This is a genomic window from Belnapia rosea, assembly GCF_900101615.1.
Lineage (GTDB): Bacteria > Pseudomonadota > Alphaproteobacteria > Acetobacterales > Acetobacteraceae > Belnapia > Belnapia rosea.
Genome location: NZ_FMZX01000013.1, coordinates 1 through 17,112 on the forward strand (window position 1 = coordinate 1; position 17,112 = coordinate 17,112).

Here is a 17,112-nt window from a genome sequence, read left to right on the forward strand (position 1 = left end):
AGGCGCATGCGGTGACGAGATTGGCGGCCTGAAGGAAACCAGGACCGAGCTTATTCAGGCCGCCAAGCTGTCCGACGAATGGGGACCACCTCAGACCTCCTACACCACACCCAGGGACGCGACCTGCCGCGCCGCGCCGACAGGACCGCTCGCGGTGTTGCGCGTTGTCTGAATCTGCCCCGATAGGAATGCCGATTTTGACCCTTAATCCTCGCCTCCTCGACACGGGCAGCCCGCCTATTCCGGAGATCCAGGCCTGGGGTACCCGATATGCGAGGGAAGGAGGGGTGCTGCTGAACATGTGCCAAGCCGTGCCGTCGCACGCGCCCGCCCCTGGCATGCTTGAACGTCTGGCCCGCGCGGCGGGCGATGCTGGGTCCGCCACTTACGGTCCGATCCTGGGTGAGCCGGACCTGCGCGAGGCTTATGCCGCGGAACTCGCCCGGGTATATAGCGGCCACCCCGACGCGTCCCAGGTTGCGATCACCGCCGGGTGCAACCAGGCCTACTTCGTGGCGATGATGGCCTTGGTCCAACACGGCGATGCGGTCCTTCTCCCCACGCCTTGGTACTTCAACCACCGCATGACGCTGGACATGCTGGGCGCAGAGCCGCGCCCATTGCCCTGCCGGGCCGAGCGGAATTTCGTGCCGGATCCCGAGGAGGCGGCAGCGCTGATCGACGATCGGGTACGTGCCATCGTCCTTGTCACGCCCAACAACCCAACCGGTGCGATCTACCCGCCCGAGGTGATCGCCCGCTTTTATGACTTGTGCCGGGAGCGTGGGATCTGGCTCGTGCTGGATGAGACCTACCGAGACTTCCTATCCGAGGCCCAGTCTCGCCCACACGACCTTCTCTCAGGTGGCGGTTGGCCGGAGAACCTCATTCAGCTCTACAGCTTCTCCAAATCATTCGCGATCCCCGGCCACCGGTTGGGCGCCTTGGCTGCGCCCGCCGCGCTACTGCCGGAGCTCGGCAAGGTGATGGATTGTGTCCAGATCTGCGCGGCGCGGGCGGGACAGATCGCATTGTCCTGGGGGCTTGGAGCCTTGGACGAATGGCGGGAGGCGAACCGGGTCGAGATGCAGACCAGAGCGGAGGCCGTGCGCGCGGCCTTCTCGCGCCTGCAAGGCTGGGAGTTGCAATCGCTTGGAGCCTACTTCGCCTATGTCCGGCACCCTTTCGGAGAGACCTCCGCCTGGAAGGTGGCAGAGCGTCTAGCCAGCGAGCACGGGCTGTTGTGCTTGCCAGGTCCTGCCTTCATGGGAAGAGAGGCGCATGTCCGTATCGCCTTTGCCAATGTAGACGCGGCCGGGATCGTGACCATGGAGGAGCGGCTGCGCGCGGCTGGTGTTTGAGAGCCGGCGCCAAGTTCGGGAGTGAAGGTCGTCATCGCCTCGCAAGCGGTTGGGACCTGTCAGCGCCCGCGCCAAATCTGGCGATGAGAGCTACCGGCAAGGCTTGACCTATGCCGCGGCACACCAGATCTGCGCAAGGCAATGGCAGCGAACAGGGACGTGCTGGTCGTGCCGGGTATGAGAGCGGAGGAAGTTACGGAGTTCGTCACAGCTTCGCCAGAAGCACTTCGCTGATGCGAAGCTTTTGAAGCTGCGCATACATCGCCTGCGGCCTTTTCGCGCCCCGGTGGTCTTGCTTCAGTCCAATGATTCGGAGGACATTGGTTCGGTAAACAAGGTGCCAAGCGGATCGCCCGCGGGTAGGAACCGTGCCCGTTCGTGGTGACGCATCCGGACGTGATGCCTGTGGCAGATTTGACCTCCTGGAAGGCCTGAGCCGCAGGCCACACACCCCATTGCCACTCCCGCTCCAGTGGCGCCGAAGCCTAACAGCCCAAGGCCCGGCCAGCCAAACGACCCTACTGAAGCGAGATTTGACAAAACCTTTCAGTCCTCACCCGTCCCCTGCTCACGCTGTCGTCGCTCTCGCCGCTGGCGTGTCTCCTCCAGCAAAGCCTCATAAGTTTGCGGATTGGGCTCCGCCGCGACCGGGGATGGTGAGGCATCAATAGCAGGAACGGGAGTTGGCGCGGAGGGAGGGGCTGGGTTCGCAATCTCGGCGGTGGTTGGTGCTGAAGCTGCCGTTAAGGCTGGGGTGGTGGGGCACACCGCGCCGCGCATCTGGAGTTCGACCGTTTTTTCAAAAGCGATTTCCGCCTCACTGAACTGGCGACCTTCCGGGCGGAAGTCGCTGCGGCACAGCGCCTCGATACTGACGAGGCGGAAAGGCCGCGTATCGACAGGGGGCGAGCTCTGCTGGCACGCAGGGAGAACCAAGGCCGGACCGACACTCAGCAAGGGCAGCAGCCAGCCTCGGTGTTCCATTACCCTCTACCTTAACCTCGACCCGTTGCTAGCCGATATCCGCACAGCATGAGGTTAGCTACAGCTTGGGCTATTTGTTGGCCACACAAAGCGGTCAGGCTGTCCTTGCATCATCATGTTGCCGTGCGCCAACCATGAGCGTTGGATTGCAGCCTTCCCCATATCGGGGTTTTGGCAACAAGCCTTACGAGGTCGAGTTGCCTGGTGCGGCACCGCCGTAGTCAGCTCGTCAGCGGCGGCTCGAAGGCGCGGATCGGCGGCAGGTTGCCGGCGAAACGTTCAGCCTCCACCACGGTGAGTTGGCCAGTGCAGCCTTGGGCGAGCGCCGAGGTTCCGGCATCCCGGGTCAGCACATTGGGGTTGCCGTGTACACAGAGCGGCCGGTCATCCTGGGGATCCTCCGGGTCGTACCAGGCGCCGGTCGGCAGCTGCACGACACCAGGGCGGATACCGGCAGTGAGCCGCACCGTGGCAAGGCAGGCACCGCGGACATTGAACAACCGGATGACGTCGCCATCCGCGATGCCGCGCGCCGCTGCGTCCACCGGGTGCATGGCAGCGACTTCCCTGCCTCGCCGCTTGGCTGCGCTGCTGTGGTCACCGAAATCGAGCTGGCTGTGCAGCCGCGTCGCGGGCTGGTTGGCGACGAGGTGCAGCGGCGCCCCAGGGCCCGGTACCTCCTCGGGCGGCAGCCAGGCGGGATGGCCAGGACAGCTTGCGTCACCGAAGCCGGCAACGGTTTCGGAAAAGATCTCGATCCGCCCGCTCGGCGTCGGCAGCGGGTTGGCGTCCGGGTCCTCCCGGAAGGCGCGCCAAGGGCCACCATCGTCCGGAGCCTGCGGCAAGCGCAGGCTGCCCGCGGCCCAGAACGCCTCGAAATCCGGCGCGGGACAACCCTGCTCGCGCAGCGCCTGCTCCGTCCGCGCATAGAGGTGGCGCAGCCACTCGCGGCTGCTGCGGCCCTCGGTGAAGGCCTCCTCCGAGCCCAGGCGCCGGGCGAGTGCGGCGAAGATGTCGTAATCGTCCCGTGCCTCGCCATAGGGTTCCGCGATGCGGTGCATCGCCACCATCAGCGGATCATGCGAGCTGTAGCCGATATCTTCTCGCTCAAGGGTCATGGTCGCGGGCAGGACGATGTCAGCGTGGCGCGCCGTGGCGGTCCAGGCCAACTCGTGCACGACCAGCGTGTCGACGCGTGCAAAGGCCTGGCGCAGCCGGTTGAGATCCTGATGGTGATGGAAGGGGTTGCCGCCTGCCCAATAGACCAGGCGGATCTCTGGGTAGGTGCGGGTCTGTCCATTGTAGCGGTACTCGGCGCCGGGGTTCAGCAGCATATCGGCGATGCGGGCCACCGGGATGAAGTTGCCGTGCCGGTTGCGCCCCTGCGGCAGGGTCGGGCCGGGCACGGCATTGGCGCGGCGGCCGTAATAGCCGATGGCGCCCAGCGCATAGCCGTAGCCACCGCCGGGCAGGCCGATCTGGCCGAGGGTCGCCGCCAAGACCGCGCCCATCCAGACCGGCTGTTCACCGTGCTCCGCCCGCTGCAGGGCGTGCGCCACGGTCACCAGCACGCGTCGGCCGTGCAGCCGGCGCGCCAGGTTGCGGATTGTCTCCGCCGAAACACCGGTGATCGGCGCCGCCCAATCGGCGTCCTTCGGCTGGCCGTCAGCCTTGCCGAGGAGATAGCGCTCGAAGTTCGGCCAGCCGACCGTGTAGCGGTCGAGGAATTCTCTGTCGTGCAGCCCTGCGACAACCAATGTGTGCACGAGCGCGAGCATCAGGGCCGTGTCGGTGCCAGGGATGTTGGCGATCCACTCGGCGCCAGCCTCCTCCGGCAGATCGCTGCGCAACGGGCCGACGAGGATGAAGTCGCAGCCGCGATCACGCGCCGCCTGCATTGCGCCGCGCTCGACATGCTCGCTGATGCCGCCGCCCGCAACCATGGCATTCTTGAGGGCCATGCCGCCAAAGGCCAGCACCACGTCGCTATGCGCTGCTACCTGCTCCCAGGTGACGTTGTGCTTGGTCAGCTCCTCGTAGTTACCCAAGATGTAGGGAACGATCACCGAAGCAGCCCCGGAGCTATAGCTGTTGACCGAGGCGACATAGCCGCCGAAGGCGGTGTTCAGGAAACGATGGATCTGGCTCTGGGCGTGATGAAAGCGGCCGGCGCTGGACCAGCCGTAGGAGCCGCCAAAGACCCCGCCCGGGCCGTACCGCTCGCGGATGCGGCGCAGCTCCTGGCCCAGCAGGTCCAGCACGGCGTCCCAGGCCATGGGGACGAACTCGTCCCGGCCGCGCCGGCTGTCCGGCCCGGGGCCTCGCTCAAGCCAGCCGCGGCGTACCATGGGCTGCGCGACGCGTGCGGGGTGGCGAAGGGCAGCGGGGAAGTTTTGAAGGAGGTCGTTCGGGTCCGGGTCCGCCGGATGCGGGCGGACCAGGAGTTCGCCATCTCGGATCGCCGCGGAGAAGACGCCCCAGTGCGAGCTGTGCGGGCGAAATTCGATCTTTGATCCGGTCTCGTTGCTCATGCGATGGCCCCCTAGCCGTGAAGGATGGGAGAGGATTGCTTAGCACCTGCCGCCTCGGGCTGATGCATCGGATGGCATTGTCAGCCGCCCAAGGCCTCGCGCAGCGGCAGCGCCTTCAGCCCGCGCGCCTGAGCCACAGCGGGATGCACCACATGCCCCGCATGGATATTCAGCCCCTGCGCCAGATACGCATTCTCTGTCAAAGCGCGAGGGAAGCCTTGATCAGCCAGTTGCAGGATGAAGGGCAGGGTCGCGTTGTTCAGCGCGACAGCACTGGTCCTGGCCACCGCGCCTGGCATGTTGGTGACGCAGTAATGCACCACGCCGTCCACCATATAGGTCGGCTCGGCATGGGTGGTGGGACGGGAGGTCTCGAAGCAGCCGCCCTGGTCGATCGCCACATCGACCAGCACGCTGCCGGGGCGCATCGCGGCGACCATGGCGCGGCTTACCAACCGGGGCGCCGCGGCGCCGGGGATCAGCACTGCGCCGATGACCAGGTCGGCCTCGACCACCGCCTGTTCCACGGCCTCAGCCGTTGCGTAGACGGTGGCGATGCGGCCGGCGAATTCGCGGTCCAAGGCATCAAGCACCCGCGGATTGCGGTCAAGCACCGTAACTTGGGCGCGCATCCCGGCGGCGATCCGCGCGGCGTTCGAGCCGACCACGCCGCCGCCGAGCACCACCACGCGGCCGGGCGGCACACCGGGCACGCCTGAGAGCAGAATGCCGGCGCCGCCCGCTTCCTTTTCCAGGCAGCGGGCACCGACCTGTATGGCCATGCGGCCGGCTACCTCGCTCATCGGCGCCAGCAGCGGTAGGCCCCCCATCGGATCAGTCACCGTCTCATAGGCGATGGCGGTGCAGCCGCTGGCCAGCAGGCCCTCAGTCTGCTCGCGGTCGGGTGCGAGATGCAGATAGGTGAACAGCGTCTGGCCGCGGCGCAGTTGCGGCCACTCGGTCGATTGTGGTTCCTTCACCTTGACCACAAGGTCGGCCTTGGCGAAAATTGTTTCGGCATCCGGGACGATACTGGCGCCGGCGTTGGCATAGGCCGCGTCGGGAAAACCGATGCCCGTGCCGGCGCCGGTTTCGACCAATACCTGATGGCCGCGCTGCACCAGCTCCCGCACTGAGGCCGGAACCAGGCCGACACGGTATTCATGGACTTTCACTTCTTTCGGAACACCGACCTGCATGGTGCGCTTCGGTTCAGCCGTGCTGTCACGGTTCTGCATTGTGAGCCTCCTGCGAGATTATCGCCGCAATGGTTGTGCGGTTAGCGTTACCGACACAAGCCTGGCCTGGGGTTCTGCTCGGCGTCGGCTCGTTCCACCGATTTTGCAATGCGGGCCACTTGGTCGCAGCCAGATTTGGCCGAACGCGTTGGCCTGGGTCAGGACCACCACCTCCTCCCGCCCCAGCTCCAGCCCTGCCATCGGCGTGCTGGCCAGCGCTGCCCTCCGCTGCAGTTTTGACCTCGCCCTGTCTTCGGATTGGGTTGTCAGAACGCTGGCGAGCTCAGTCCCTGCCCCATGCTCGGCAGCATCTGTCGCATGCGCTTCAGCGCGTCCGGCACCCGCCCAGTAGCGGCGGCCGCGGCTGGTGCAGCAGCACCAGCACCCGCAGGCAGGCTCGCAGCAGCTCCGCCGTGTTCGCGGGTGGCAGCGCGCCTGCGACGTCGGCAGTAGCTGGCTCCGCCTCGCCTCGCGCAGACACCTGCCGCCCGAGCTGCAATCGTCGCTCTAGCCAGTCCGCGAGCCGGGACGCCCGCTCCCGGTCAGCCAGATGGCCGCCCATGCGTCCAGTCGGCTAACCAGAAGCCCAGCCAGAACAGACCCGGATCGCGCCAGGGCGGCCGCCCGCGCTTCGGAACCGGCAGCTCGACCACATGCCGCAACGCCTCGGTCGTGCCCCAGTGCGACCACAGCCAGACCCGCGCTTCTGGGTACTCCGGCCCAAGATGAAGCACCGCCGCTGGCACTGGCTGCGGCGGTGCAGGTCGAGCATGTAGGCCGGCTCTCGCACATGTCAGTGATCGAACCGGTGCGGTTCATCGGCGTGACTGAGTCAAGACATCACCGTGATTTCCGCACCGCGCTCGACAGCTCCATAACTAACCTAAAAAAATTAGAATAATATTATAGGCCCCACAAACAAAAATGTTCTTCTCCGCCTAATCTGTTATTTCGGAATTAAATGACAATCTTCATGCTTCTAATCGGGTTGCAGCTTCCGCTCCTGCACGACCTTTTTGTACACCTCGTACTCGGTCTTGATCTCCTGTGCGAACTCCTCCGGCGTATTAGCCACGATGAAGGAGCCCGTTGCCTCGATACGCTCGCGTACGGTGGGTTCGGCGAGCGTTCTTATCACAGCGTCGCGCACCCGCTCCACGATCGGGCGCGGCAGCCCCTTCGGACCTACGATGCCGTAGAAGGCAACGCGGTTGACCTGCTCCAGCCCGACCTCCTTGAAGGTAGGCACGTCCGGCAACGCGGCGACGCGCTCGGGTGATGCGACCACAATAGGCACGAGACGGCCCGTCTGGATGAAGGGCAAGGCCGAGGGCAGGTTGTCGATGATTACCGGCACCTGTCCCGCCACTACGTCGTTCAGGGCTGGGCCGGAACCACGGTAGGGAACATGGGTGAGGTCCGCCCCGGACAGGCTCTTGTAGAGTTCCATCTGCAGGTGAAGGATGCTGCCGGTGCCGGATGTAGCATAAGCGTACTTGCCCGGGTTTTTCTTCACCTCCTCCGCCCATGCCTGGAAGGTCTTGGCTGGAAACGAGGGGTGCACCGCGACCACGTTCGGCGTCGCCGCGATGTTGGTGATCGGCGTGAAGGCGGTGAGCGGGTCATAGGGCGTCGAGGGCTGGATCGCCGGCACGGTAGCCACAGTCGACACCGTGGCGACACCGAGCGAATAACCATCCGGTCTGGCGCGGGCGGTCTCGATGGCGCCGGTCACGCCACCGCCGCCGCCCTTGTTCTCCACCACCATTGACTGGCCGTTGAAGTGCGGCGCGATTTGGCTGGTCACCACCCGGGCGATGATGTCAGTGGTGCCGCCAGGCGCGAATGGCACCAACAGCTTCACCACCCTGTCCGGGTAGGCCTGCGCGTGGGCGCGGGAGGTGGTAAGGAGCGGTGTGGCGACCAAACCAACCAAGAGGAGTGTCCTGCGGTCCAGACCACCGTTTGTATCGTCGCTCTGCATGTTGTTCCCTTCATCAATCGTCTGTTGTTTGTGAACTTGGCGGCCTTCTCGGAAACCGGGTGCGGAATGCTCTTAGCCGCCTCCCGTTTGCCGGGGAACATGGCGATGGGGCACGGATGCGAGTGCGCAACCATGCTCGCCGCACATGGTCTGTCGTGTCAGACAATGCGATTTGAGGCCAATCTCACGACCGATTTTCGTTACAAATTCGTGGTAATCCACAAGTGGTCTACATAGCAGCAAATCAGGCAGCAATTTGGAACGGCTCGTCGACGAAGGTGGATTGAGCCTGGATATGGCGCCCGCCAGCACCTTGAAACTGTCTCTTTCTGATCATCGTCATCATTTTAGAGCTCGTTTGAAAATGGCCGGGGATGGGCGACGCGGCGGAGCAGGAGCGCACCCATGCTGACGCGGATCATGGCTTCGTTGACGTCGCATCGACGCTCCCAGTCGCGCACCAGCCTACGCCAATGCATCATCCAGCCGAAGGTCCGCTCGACCACCCAACGCCTGGGCAGCACATGGAAACCCTTCTGGTCGGGCAGTTTGCGGACGATCTCGATGACGAAGTCGCGGTAGGTGGGCCCGGCTCATCAGCCTGCCCCGGTTATAGGCGCCATCGGTAAAAAGATATTTCAGCCAGGGCCCGCGCTTGCGGACCGCCTCGATGATCCGCTCCGCCCCGACCACATCCTAGATATCCGCCGTCCCCCTATGTCTTGGACGCAAGATGTGCCGTGACAGGAGCTCAGGCCGACATCAGATAAAAACGCTCTTTCTGGGAACCTGTGGGCTTCCAGAAAGCTACCACACCCACATACGAAATCTCTCATTTGTCATCGCATGCGTGGAGCCGCCATGTACCATCTCGAAATTGCTTTTTGGCGCGTGGCGCTCACGGTCGCTCTGCTGGTTCTTCAAAGCTCCATGTTTCGGTCTGCCCAGCGTGACTTCCTGCGGTTGTGGTGAGCGGGTTGCTACTCCCCGCCGCATCATCCGACTTCGATGGCTTCGCTGCCGCGTGTTCAACCGAGCGGTCGCTCTGACGGGAACGACAGGTGACCCTGACCTGTTTCAGGCCGGGCGAGGAAAGCCCGGCCCGGTGGGGTCATGGCCCAGGTGATCCGCAGGCGCGGCCCTCGGCCGCCGCGTCCACCCGCCGGAACGCCAGCGAGATGGACACCGGCGGCCCGCCTGCCAGGCGACGCCGCTCAGAAAATCGGCGGACCGTTCCGGACGAGATAGGGCCACGTCGCATCCTTGTCGGATATCGCCGTGATCGGCAGCGGCCAGGAAATGCCGAGCAGTGGGTCGTCGTAGCGGAGCCCTCCCTCGGATTGTGGCGCATAGGCCGCCGAGACGAGGTAGGATACCTCGGAATCATCAACCAGTGTCTGGAAGGAATGGGCGAAGCCGGGCGGGACATAGAGCTGCCTGCGGTTGTCCGCAGTGAGCTCGAATGCCTCATGCCGAAGATAGCTCGGCGAACCCGCGCGCAGGTCGACGATCACGTCGAGGACTGCGCCGCGGATGCAGCGGACCAGCTTCGCTTCCGTATGCGGCGCGCGCTGGAAATGCATCCCGCGCAAGGTTCCCGCCTTGGCCGATGTCGACATGTTCTGCTGGACGAAGTCCTGCGCCATGCCATGGGCCGCGAATTCCTCGCGGCACATCGTGCGTGCGAAGATGCCGCGCTCATCGCCCCTGGGCTCGATCTCGATCAGCCAGGCGTCCTGAAGGGTGGTTTTATGGAAGATCATGAGGCAATCCCGAATTCCTGCTTCGCCACCGGGAGCGGGAAGCGCGCTTCCTGTTCCGCGTAGAGCCTGTCGACCACACGGCCTGCCGGGATCTCGACATCCGCGAAGGTGAGGACACTGTCCTTCGCCACCGGCCGGACAACCCGGCAGCCGAGCGCGATGCCAAGCGGCAGCAACCGGTCATGGGCAATGACCTCGCTGTTCTCGGCCACGCCATAAGCGTGGTAACCGCCGAATTCGGTGATGACGTCACCCGGCGAGAGATCGATCTTCGCCACCGCGATGACGCCGACCTCGGGTCCGCCCCGCGGCGCGAGAACGGCATCGCCGAACAGGGCTGCCCGGGCGATGGAGATCGGCACCTCGAAGTGGCAGAGGTGATAGGGCGTGTGGAAGCAGAAATAAGGGCCCGAGCCGAGCTTGTAGAGGTTCAGGAAATGCCGCTGGCGCGGGTCGTCATGGGTGCCGAGGATGAAGACGCCAGGGCCCGGGCGGGCGCCGACGACATAATCGACGATCCCGGGACCTCCGGCCGACAGATGATCGGCGAAGGCCGCCACGGTCTCCTCGAGCGGAACCAGCGGGGCATAGGGATCGCCGCCCGAGAAATCGGGGCCGATCATGCCGCGGCGCGCCACCTTGAAACCGGTGCCGTTCGCCACGATCGCCTGCTCGTAGGAGATCTTCGTGCCATCTGCGAAGGAGGCCACCATCGCCGGCTTCTGCCCCCAACGCTCCGCGAAGGGTTTCTGGGTGGTCGGGTTCCGGTAGGGGTCGTGCAGGCCCTTGATATTCCCGCATAGCACCGGCGTCACGCCGATGCTGCGCACGAACCGGTAGAGATTCATCTGCACGCCTGGCTGGTCGCCATCGGAGAAGCTGTAGATCACGCCCGCCGCATCGGCGCGCTGCTTCAGGATGGGGCCGACGGTTCCGTCCAGCTCGGCATTCATCTGGACCACATGCTTGCCGGCCGTGATGGCCGCCAGCACGACCTCCGCCGCATAGTCGACGGAGCCGGTGACCTCGACGACGACATCGATGCCATCGGCACCGGCGAGGCCCACCGCGTCCTCCGTCACCGCCGGCTGGCCGCGGGCGATGGCGGCATCGATCGCGGCCCGGCCGTCGCAGATGGCAGGCTCGATCCCCAGCACGGTGAAGGCTTCGATCGCCTTGCCGATATGCCGGTTGGCGACCGCGGCGACCCGCATGCCGGGCGTCGAGGTCACGATCTGGCGGATGATGGCGGCGCCCTGGAATCCGGCCCCCACGATCCCGACCTGGATGGGCCGGCCTTCGGCCTCACGGCGGGCCAGTGCAGTGTCAACGATGATCAAGTGTCTTCCTTTCGGTCGCCAGGCCGGCTGGACGCTGCAGTGTTACCAAATCTTCCACGGTGCGCCGGAAGCCCACTGGGCTTCGAGGATCTGCTTGTCGCGCAGCGAGTCCATGCTCTGCCAGTAGCCGTCATGGACATAGCTGCCGAGCTTGCCGCGCTCGACCATCCGCTGCATCGGCTCCGCCTCGAAGACAGTATCGTCGTCGTCGATCAGGTCGAGCATCTGCGGCTCGCAGACGAAGAAGCCGCCATTGATCAGGCCGCCATCGGCGACGCCCTTCTCGCGGAAGCCCTTCACTTCGGTGAGGTCCTCGCTCAGCCGCAACGCACCGTAGCGGCCCGGCTGGACGACGGCGGTCAGCGTGCACCAGGCATCGGTGCTGGCATGCTTGGCGATGAGCCGCTTCATGTTGACGTCGCTCAGGCCATCACCATAGGTCAGGCAGAAGCGCTCATCCTCCAGGAAGCGGCGGGCGCGCAGGATGCGGCCGCCCGTCATCGTCGCATCGCCGGTGTTGAGCACGGTCACCCGCCAGTCGTCGCCCATGGCCTCGAACCAATCGACCCGGCCGGAGCTCAGGTCGATGCTGAAATCGCACTGGCTCGCACGATAGCGCAGGAAATAGTCCTTGATATAATCGACCTTGTAGCCGCCAAGGATCACGAAATCCCTCATGCCGTAATGGGCATAGAGCTTCATGATGTGCCACATGATCGGCTTGCCGCCGATCTCCACCATCGGCTTGGGCCTGATGGCCGTTTCTTCGCTCAGGCGCGTGCCAAGGCCACCCGCCAGCAATGCCACCTTCATCCGCCTGTTCCTTCAACGAGACTGCGACAGCAAGCCCGGGCCGGAGCGCGTTCCGTTCGCATGGTTCACGGAAGCCGCCCCAGCGTGTTGTTTGATCGAGTCATCACCTCCGATCGGGTGGGTCCACCCGATCGGAGCTTGCCCTAGCGCCAGGCCAGGTCATCCGAGAGGCGGCCCTGCTGGATGTGGTTCTGCAGGACCTGCAGCCGCATCAGAGGGGAGTTGCGGAAGCTGGCATCGGCGAAGCCCATCTCCTTGAGCCCGGCGACCAATTCCTCGATCGATTGGGCCAGGGTGACCCTCGGCTGATGCTCCGGTGCCAACTCAGCGTAGCGGCCGAAATCGACCTTGTAGGACCGGCTGTCGGCCGGGGCGGCCGTGTTGATGCTGACGCTCGTACCCGGCACCGCCGCGGCGACAGCCGCGGCCAGATCCTTGACCTGGTAGTTGCGGTCATTCGAGCCGGCATTGACGACGAGCAGGCGCCCGCCCTGGTCCGACGAACGGGTCGCGGCCCATTCGATCGCCAGCGCCATGTCCTTCACGTCGATCAGTGGCCGCCATGGCGTCCCGTCGCTCAGGACGCTGATCTCACCACGGGCGAGCGCGCAGGCGGCGAAGTCATTCAGCACCAGGTCGAGCCGAAGCCGGTCTGACATGCCGCAGGCCGTGGCGAAGCGGAGGCAGGTGATGGTCATGTCGCCCTCGACATGCCGCAGCGCCAGCTCGGTGCCGATCTTCGAGACGGCATAGGCCGTGACCGGGTTGACCGGATCCTCCTCCGTCCGCGCGCCACCGGCTGCGACGCCGTAGACGCTGCAGCTCGAGGCGAAGACGAAGTTGCGCACCCCCGCCTTGGCGGCCGCCTGCGCCAGTGCCGCGGAGGCGTCCTGGTTGATCTGCCGGGTGACAGCCTCGAACTTGTTCCCCATCGGGTCGTTCGAGATGGCCGCGAGGTGGATGACCGCGTCGCATCCGCTCAGCAGCGAGGTGTCGATGCTGCGGACATCGCCATAGCTTTGCCGATCGAGCAGGCGTTCCGGCAGTTGCGCGGCATTGGTCAGGCAATGCGCGAAATAGGCATTGTCGTAGCCATGCAGGTAAGCATCAGGAAAACGGCGCCGGAGGTGCCGCACCACGGCGGGCCCCACGTAACCCATATTGCCCGTGATCAAGAATTTCATGAGCCCACCTCAGCTTGCCCGCCTACCGGCTATATCGGGACGTCAATTTCCACGGCCGATGTCGATCCTGGGCACTACTTCGCTGAACTCCACATGTTATTATACCCGTGGACAGGCGCATTCCTGCACACCGGACCATGTGAACCATCTATAGCGTCAGCGCCCACTCTCAACCATTGCCTTAATAACGATACTTATTAAATCGCTATCGCCAACAAACAAACCCGTTATCGTTTTAGGCCGTTATTCGCGATCGCGGACACTCACAATTGAGCACGCGCGGCGACTCGCTGATGAGGGCAATACTTGGAGCATGGGCGCCAACACAATAACCACGGCGCTGACGTTGCTGTGGGCAGGCGCACCGCCCCCCCCCCCCCCCCCGCGTCGCCAGCCGGTCGGCGTTTCCGTCCCCGATACGCCGTTTAGCAGGCATCGGCTCGGGAGGAGGACATTCCTGACGCCCGACCAGCGGCCCATCCTGTCTGCCCTCCACTTGAGCTTACGGACCCGTTGCCCTGTGGCAACTCGGCGCCGGCATTCCCATCAGCCCAGAGATTCGCCGTGCTTTTCCCGACAAGGTCCGTCACAGAAGAACTGCGGATTGCGCTCCTACTTGTCGGCAAGCATAAACCAAAAGGTTGAAAAATTTTCCCGAAAATGCTCTTTTGGTAAATACACTTCATGGGATTTTTTTGAGGGTTTGAAACTATTTCAATTTTCTCAATGAACGGTGAGCGCACGGCGTTGCGAGATCACTTCGATGCCGGTTTCTGCGATAGACGAAACATAAGGGAGTCGATCCGGCACTCTGGTCCACTGGGCTCGGAGGTTCGGAAGTGGCAGTGGTGTCCGGGAAACAAACAATGAGCACGACATTTCGTCATTCATTGAGAACGGTTCGGCATGAGCGATGGAACCTCGCGGGCCGGACGCTGTGTGATGTCAAGGGCCAGAGTAAAGCGGACAAACATGACAGGAGCGTCACCTCCTGCCCGGCCCTCCGCGTTGCGTGACAGCTACATGCAGGGAATCGCGAATTTGACCTGCATTACTTCATGTAACGCATTTGTTGGCACCACAACCGGATAAGCCGGCTGGTCCTTTCTCTGATGTCAGATCATTGTCGCCGACGACACGAATGCTGGCTTTGTGTCGGATTGATGGCAAACGGAAATCGCCGGCGGAGGCTGACATGATGCCCAGGGTCTGTGCGGTAGTGCTCACCTATAACCGGCGGGAGCTGCTGGACGAGTGCCTGCGGAGCATCGCCGCGCAGAGCCATGTCTGCGATCGTGTCATCGTCGTGGACAATGCAAGCACCGATGGCACGGCCGAGATGCTGGCGGAGTGCTGGCGGTCCAAGGTCGATGCGCATGTGCTCGAGCAGAACATCGGCGCGGCCGGCGGCTTCAACCTCGGCATGCGCCTTGCCTATCGGACAGGGGCCGATTACATCTGGGTCATGGATGACGACGTCATGCCGGAGCCGGATGCACTGGAAAAGCTCCTGGCGGCGGCGAGCGTGCTGGCGAGCCGGAACATCGCTCCGTCCTTCCTCACCTCGATCCTGCGCTCTCCGGTCGGGCACCTGACCAATGTACCGGAGATCGACCGGCACACGAACCCGCTGCAGTACGAGAACTGGCCCGACCTGCTCGACCACAAGCTGGTGCCGGTCATCCGCGCGGCGCTGGCCTCCAACCTGCTGCCGCGCAGCACGCTGGAGCAGTACGGCTTGCCGATCGCCGACATGTTCATCTGGGGCGAGGACACGGAATTCACGCTGCGCGTCGCGCAAGACCGCCCCGGCTTTATCGTCGGCGACAGCCGCGCGGTGCATGTCCGTCAGCTGGCCGGGGTGCTCGACATCCGCACCGAGCGGAACCCGGCGCGGGTTGCCTATCACTTCTACAGGATCCGAAACGATGTGTTCCTGAAGCGTCGCTTCGAAGGACCCCGCGCGGTTGCCCGGCTGATCCGCCGGCAGGTGAAGCTGGCGGTGCAGCTGTGCCAGGCGCAGGAATTCGCCAGGGCCCGCATCGTGCTGCGCGGAGTTCTGGCAGGCCTATCCTTCAACCCGTCGATCGAGGCGGCGGATGCGCCTTTCACCATGGCCAGCGTGAGGCAAATGGCGGAGCCGGAGGCCGATCTGGCGCTGGCCTCGGCCGAAGCCACTGCCCCCGCCAAGCTGGCGCCGGAACAGGAACAGGCCTTTCCGAACGACCTCCGGCCGGCGGTCTGATCCCACATCCCGCGGTAGCCCCGGCAGCGCACCGCCGCAGACCAGGTTGCGGGCCTCAAGGGGCCCGCAGGATGAAGCCGAAGCGCTGCCAGCTCGGCGCCGCCTCGGCCCCGGCGAGGAAGGCCAGCAGTGCCCGCGCCTGCGGGTGCCCGGCCCCGCGGCTGGTGAGGGCGAAGGGATAGGTAATGACCGGGTGGCTCTCGCCCGGGAAGGTGCCGATGACCTTCACCCCGCGGCTCAAGGCCGCATCCGTCGCATAGACGATGCCGAGCGGAGCCTCGCCCCGCTCCACCAGCAGCAGGGCGGAGCGGACATTGTCGGCCCGCGCCATCCGCGGCGCGATGGCAGCCCATTGGCCCATCCAGCCGAGCGCCGCCTGGGCGTAGCGGCCGACCGGCACATGCGCCGGGTCGCCGGTGGCGAGCCGCCCCTGCGGGCCGAGCCATGCGGCGAGATCCGTGTCACGGCCAAGCCGCACATGCGCCTGCGCCGCGCTGGCCGGTGCCACCAGCACTAGCGCATTGCCGAGCGGGCTGACCCGCGTGCTGGTCTCGATGAGCCGGCGCTCGACCAGATAGTCCATCCAGGGTTCGTCGGCGCTCATGAAGAGATCGGCCGGGGCACCCTGCTCGATCTGCCGCGCCAGTGCCGAGGAGGCGGCGAAGGAGAGGCGGAGCAGGGCATGGCCCGGCGCCGCGGCGCGCCAGGCCGGCTCCAGCGCCCGCAACGCATCCTGCAGCGAGGCGGCGGCGAAGACGGTGATGGATGGCGCCTCCTGCGCGCGCGACGAGGCAGGCATGGCGAGGAGCGGAAGGGCGAGGAGCGGGCGGCGGCGCATGGGCGTCCCCGGCGGTCAGTGCGGCCGAAGCGGCGCTGGCCGCTGCGTGGCGGCATCCGCCATGGCCGCCAGCCGCTCCGGCGGCAGCACAAAGGAGACGGCGAAGCCATCCTCGGTGGAGAGGGTGAGGATGCGGCGGGCGCCGTCCGGCGTCGCTTCCAGCCGCCAGTCACCGAGCGGATAGACCAGGCGCAGGCTGGGGTCCCGGTAACGGCGGCGCAGCGCCTCGGCGGCGAGGGCAGGCAGCGTCATCACCAGCTGGGCCAGGCATTCGGCCGGCAGGGTGACATCGGCGGGCAGGCCGGCGGCATCGAGCAGGCCAAGGCGGATGCGGGCGCCGTCCGCCTCGATCCCGCAATCGCGGAGGGAGGCGCCGCGGATCTCGCGGGATTCGCCCAGGGCCTTGCCGGTCGGGTCGGGCATGCGCGTCTCCTGGCTGCTGCGGGGACGCTATAGCCATTCGATTATAACGACAATCACCCCTCGCCCGGCGCGCCCTCCTCCCGCTGCGCCTCGCGCTGGGCCGCGGCCTCCACAGTGCGGTAGCGGGCGATGAGGGCGTGGCCGGCCGCGGTCAGCGTCGCCCCGCCGCCGCGCTGGCCGCCCGGCGCACGGGTCACCGCCGCGGTGCCGAGTGCCGCGTCCAGCGCCTCCACCAGGCCCCAGGCGCGTGGATAGGACATGCCCAGGGCGCGCGCCGCACCGGCGATGGAGCCGGCCTCAGCGATCGCCTCCAGCAGCGCGATCTTGCCGGGGCCGACCCGGCCGCCCGAGGGCAGGTCGAGCCGGATGCTGACGCGCAATGGCGATCGGGCAGGGTCCAAGGGTGGC

General features: G+C 65.4%; 13 protein-coding genes and 1 pseudogene. 2 read left to right on the forward strand and 12 right to left on the reverse strand.

Annotation, left to right across the window (positions count from 1 at the left end; translation table 11 throughout):
* Window positions 1-188 precede the first annotated feature (188 nt).
* Window positions 189-1,361, forward strand: coding sequence for an aminotransferase (locus BLR02_RS18805; protein WP_090560204.1), 1,173 nt, complete (start codon window positions 189-191; stop codon window positions 1,359-1,361).
* 546 nt (window positions 1,362-1,907) lie between these two features.
* Here the strand turns inward: BLR02_RS18805 and BLR02_RS28755 are convergent.
* The 9 genes and pseudogenes from BLR02_RS28755 to BLR02_RS18845 all read right to left on the reverse strand — a co-directional run bounded on the left by BLR02_RS28755 (window position 1,908) and on the right by BLR02_RS18845 (window position 13,198).
* On the reverse strand, window positions 1,908-2,345 hold the full coding sequence (locus BLR02_RS28755) for a hypothetical protein (protein WP_143018192.1): 438 nt from the start codon (window positions 2,343-2,345) through the stop codon (window positions 1,908-1,910).
* A gap of 221 nt (window positions 2,346-2,566) precedes the next feature.
* A complete protein-coding gene (locus BLR02_RS18810) occupies window positions 2,567-4,876 on the reverse strand; it encodes a molybdopterin guanine dinucleotide-containing S/N-oxide reductase (RefSeq protein WP_090664249.1) in 2,310 nt (769 codons plus the stop codon).
* Window positions 4,877-4,956: 80 nt separating this feature from the next.
* Window positions 4,957-6,114 (reverse strand): alanine dehydrogenase, encoded by a 1,158-nt coding sequence (gene ald / locus BLR02_RS18815; protein ID WP_456303799.1) that lies wholly within the window; start codon window positions 6,112-6,114, stop codon window positions 4,957-4,959.
* Window positions 6,115-7,093: 979 nt separating this feature from the next.
* A complete protein-coding gene (locus BLR02_RS18820; protein ID WP_090569021.1) occupies window positions 7,094-8,098 on the reverse strand; it encodes a tripartite tricarboxylate transporter substrate binding protein BugE in 1,005 nt (334 codons plus the stop codon).
* Between the two features lie 347 nt (window positions 8,099-8,445).
* Window positions 8,446-8,794: pseudogene (locus BLR02_RS30515) on the reverse strand (transposase); the annotation flags it as partial.
* A gap of 518 nt (window positions 8,795-9,312) precedes the next feature.
* On the reverse strand, window positions 9,313-9,861 hold the full coding sequence (gene rfbC, locus BLR02_RS18830; protein WP_090664251.1) for a dTDP-4-dehydrorhamnose 3,5-epimerase: 549 nt from the start codon (window positions 9,859-9,861) through the stop codon (window positions 9,313-9,315).
* Window positions 9,858-11,201, reverse strand: a complete 1,344-nt coding sequence (locus tag BLR02_RS18835; protein ID WP_090664252.1) for an NAD(P)H-dependent oxidoreductase — start codon at window positions 11,199-11,201, stop codon at window positions 9,858-9,860. The genes rfbC and BLR02_RS18835 overlap by 4 nt, the downstream gene beginning before the upstream one ends.
* 42 nt (window positions 11,202-11,243) lie before the next feature.
* Complete coding sequence (rfbF, locus tag BLR02_RS18840; protein WP_090569017.1) at window positions 11,244-12,014, reverse strand: glucose-1-phosphate cytidylyltransferase; 771 nt, start codon at window positions 12,012-12,014, stop codon at window positions 11,244-11,246.
* A gap of 143 nt (window positions 12,015-12,157) precedes the next feature.
* Window positions 12,158-13,198 (reverse strand): NAD-dependent epimerase/dehydratase family protein, encoded by a 1,041-nt coding sequence (locus tag BLR02_RS18845; protein WP_090569016.1) that lies wholly within the window; start codon window positions 13,196-13,198, stop codon window positions 12,158-12,160.
* Between the two features lie 1,195 nt (window positions 13,199-14,393).
* On the opposite strand from BLR02_RS18845, the gene BLR02_RS18850 reads away from it, so the two are divergent.
* Entirely contained in the window at window positions 14,394-15,443 is a 1,050-nt protein-coding gene (locus BLR02_RS18850) for a glycosyltransferase family 2 protein (RefSeq protein ID WP_176849672.1), read from the forward strand.
* A gap of 55 nt (window positions 15,444-15,498) precedes the next feature.
* On the opposite strand, the gene modA is transcribed toward BLR02_RS18850, so the two are convergent.
* Genes modA through BLR02_RS18865 form a run of 3 tightly spaced genes read right to left on the reverse strand, consistent with a single transcriptional unit; the run spans window position 15,499 to window position 17,084 of the window.
* Window positions 15,499-16,281, reverse strand: coding sequence for a molybdate ABC transporter substrate-binding protein (modA, locus tag BLR02_RS18855; RefSeq protein WP_090664254.1), 783 nt, complete (start codon window positions 16,279-16,281; stop codon window positions 15,499-15,501).
* 15 nt (window positions 16,282-16,296) lie between these two features.
* Complete coding sequence (locus BLR02_RS18860) at window positions 16,297-16,704, reverse strand: hypothetical protein (RefSeq protein WP_090569009.1); 408 nt, start codon at window positions 16,702-16,704, stop codon at window positions 16,297-16,299.
* A 53-nt stretch (window positions 16,705-16,757) separates the two neighbouring features.
* Entirely contained in the window at window positions 16,758-17,084 is a 327-nt protein-coding gene (locus BLR02_RS18865; protein ID WP_218127547.1) for a winged helix-turn-helix domain-containing protein, read from the reverse strand.
* Between the last annotated feature and the right edge of the window lie 28 nt (window positions 17,085-17,112).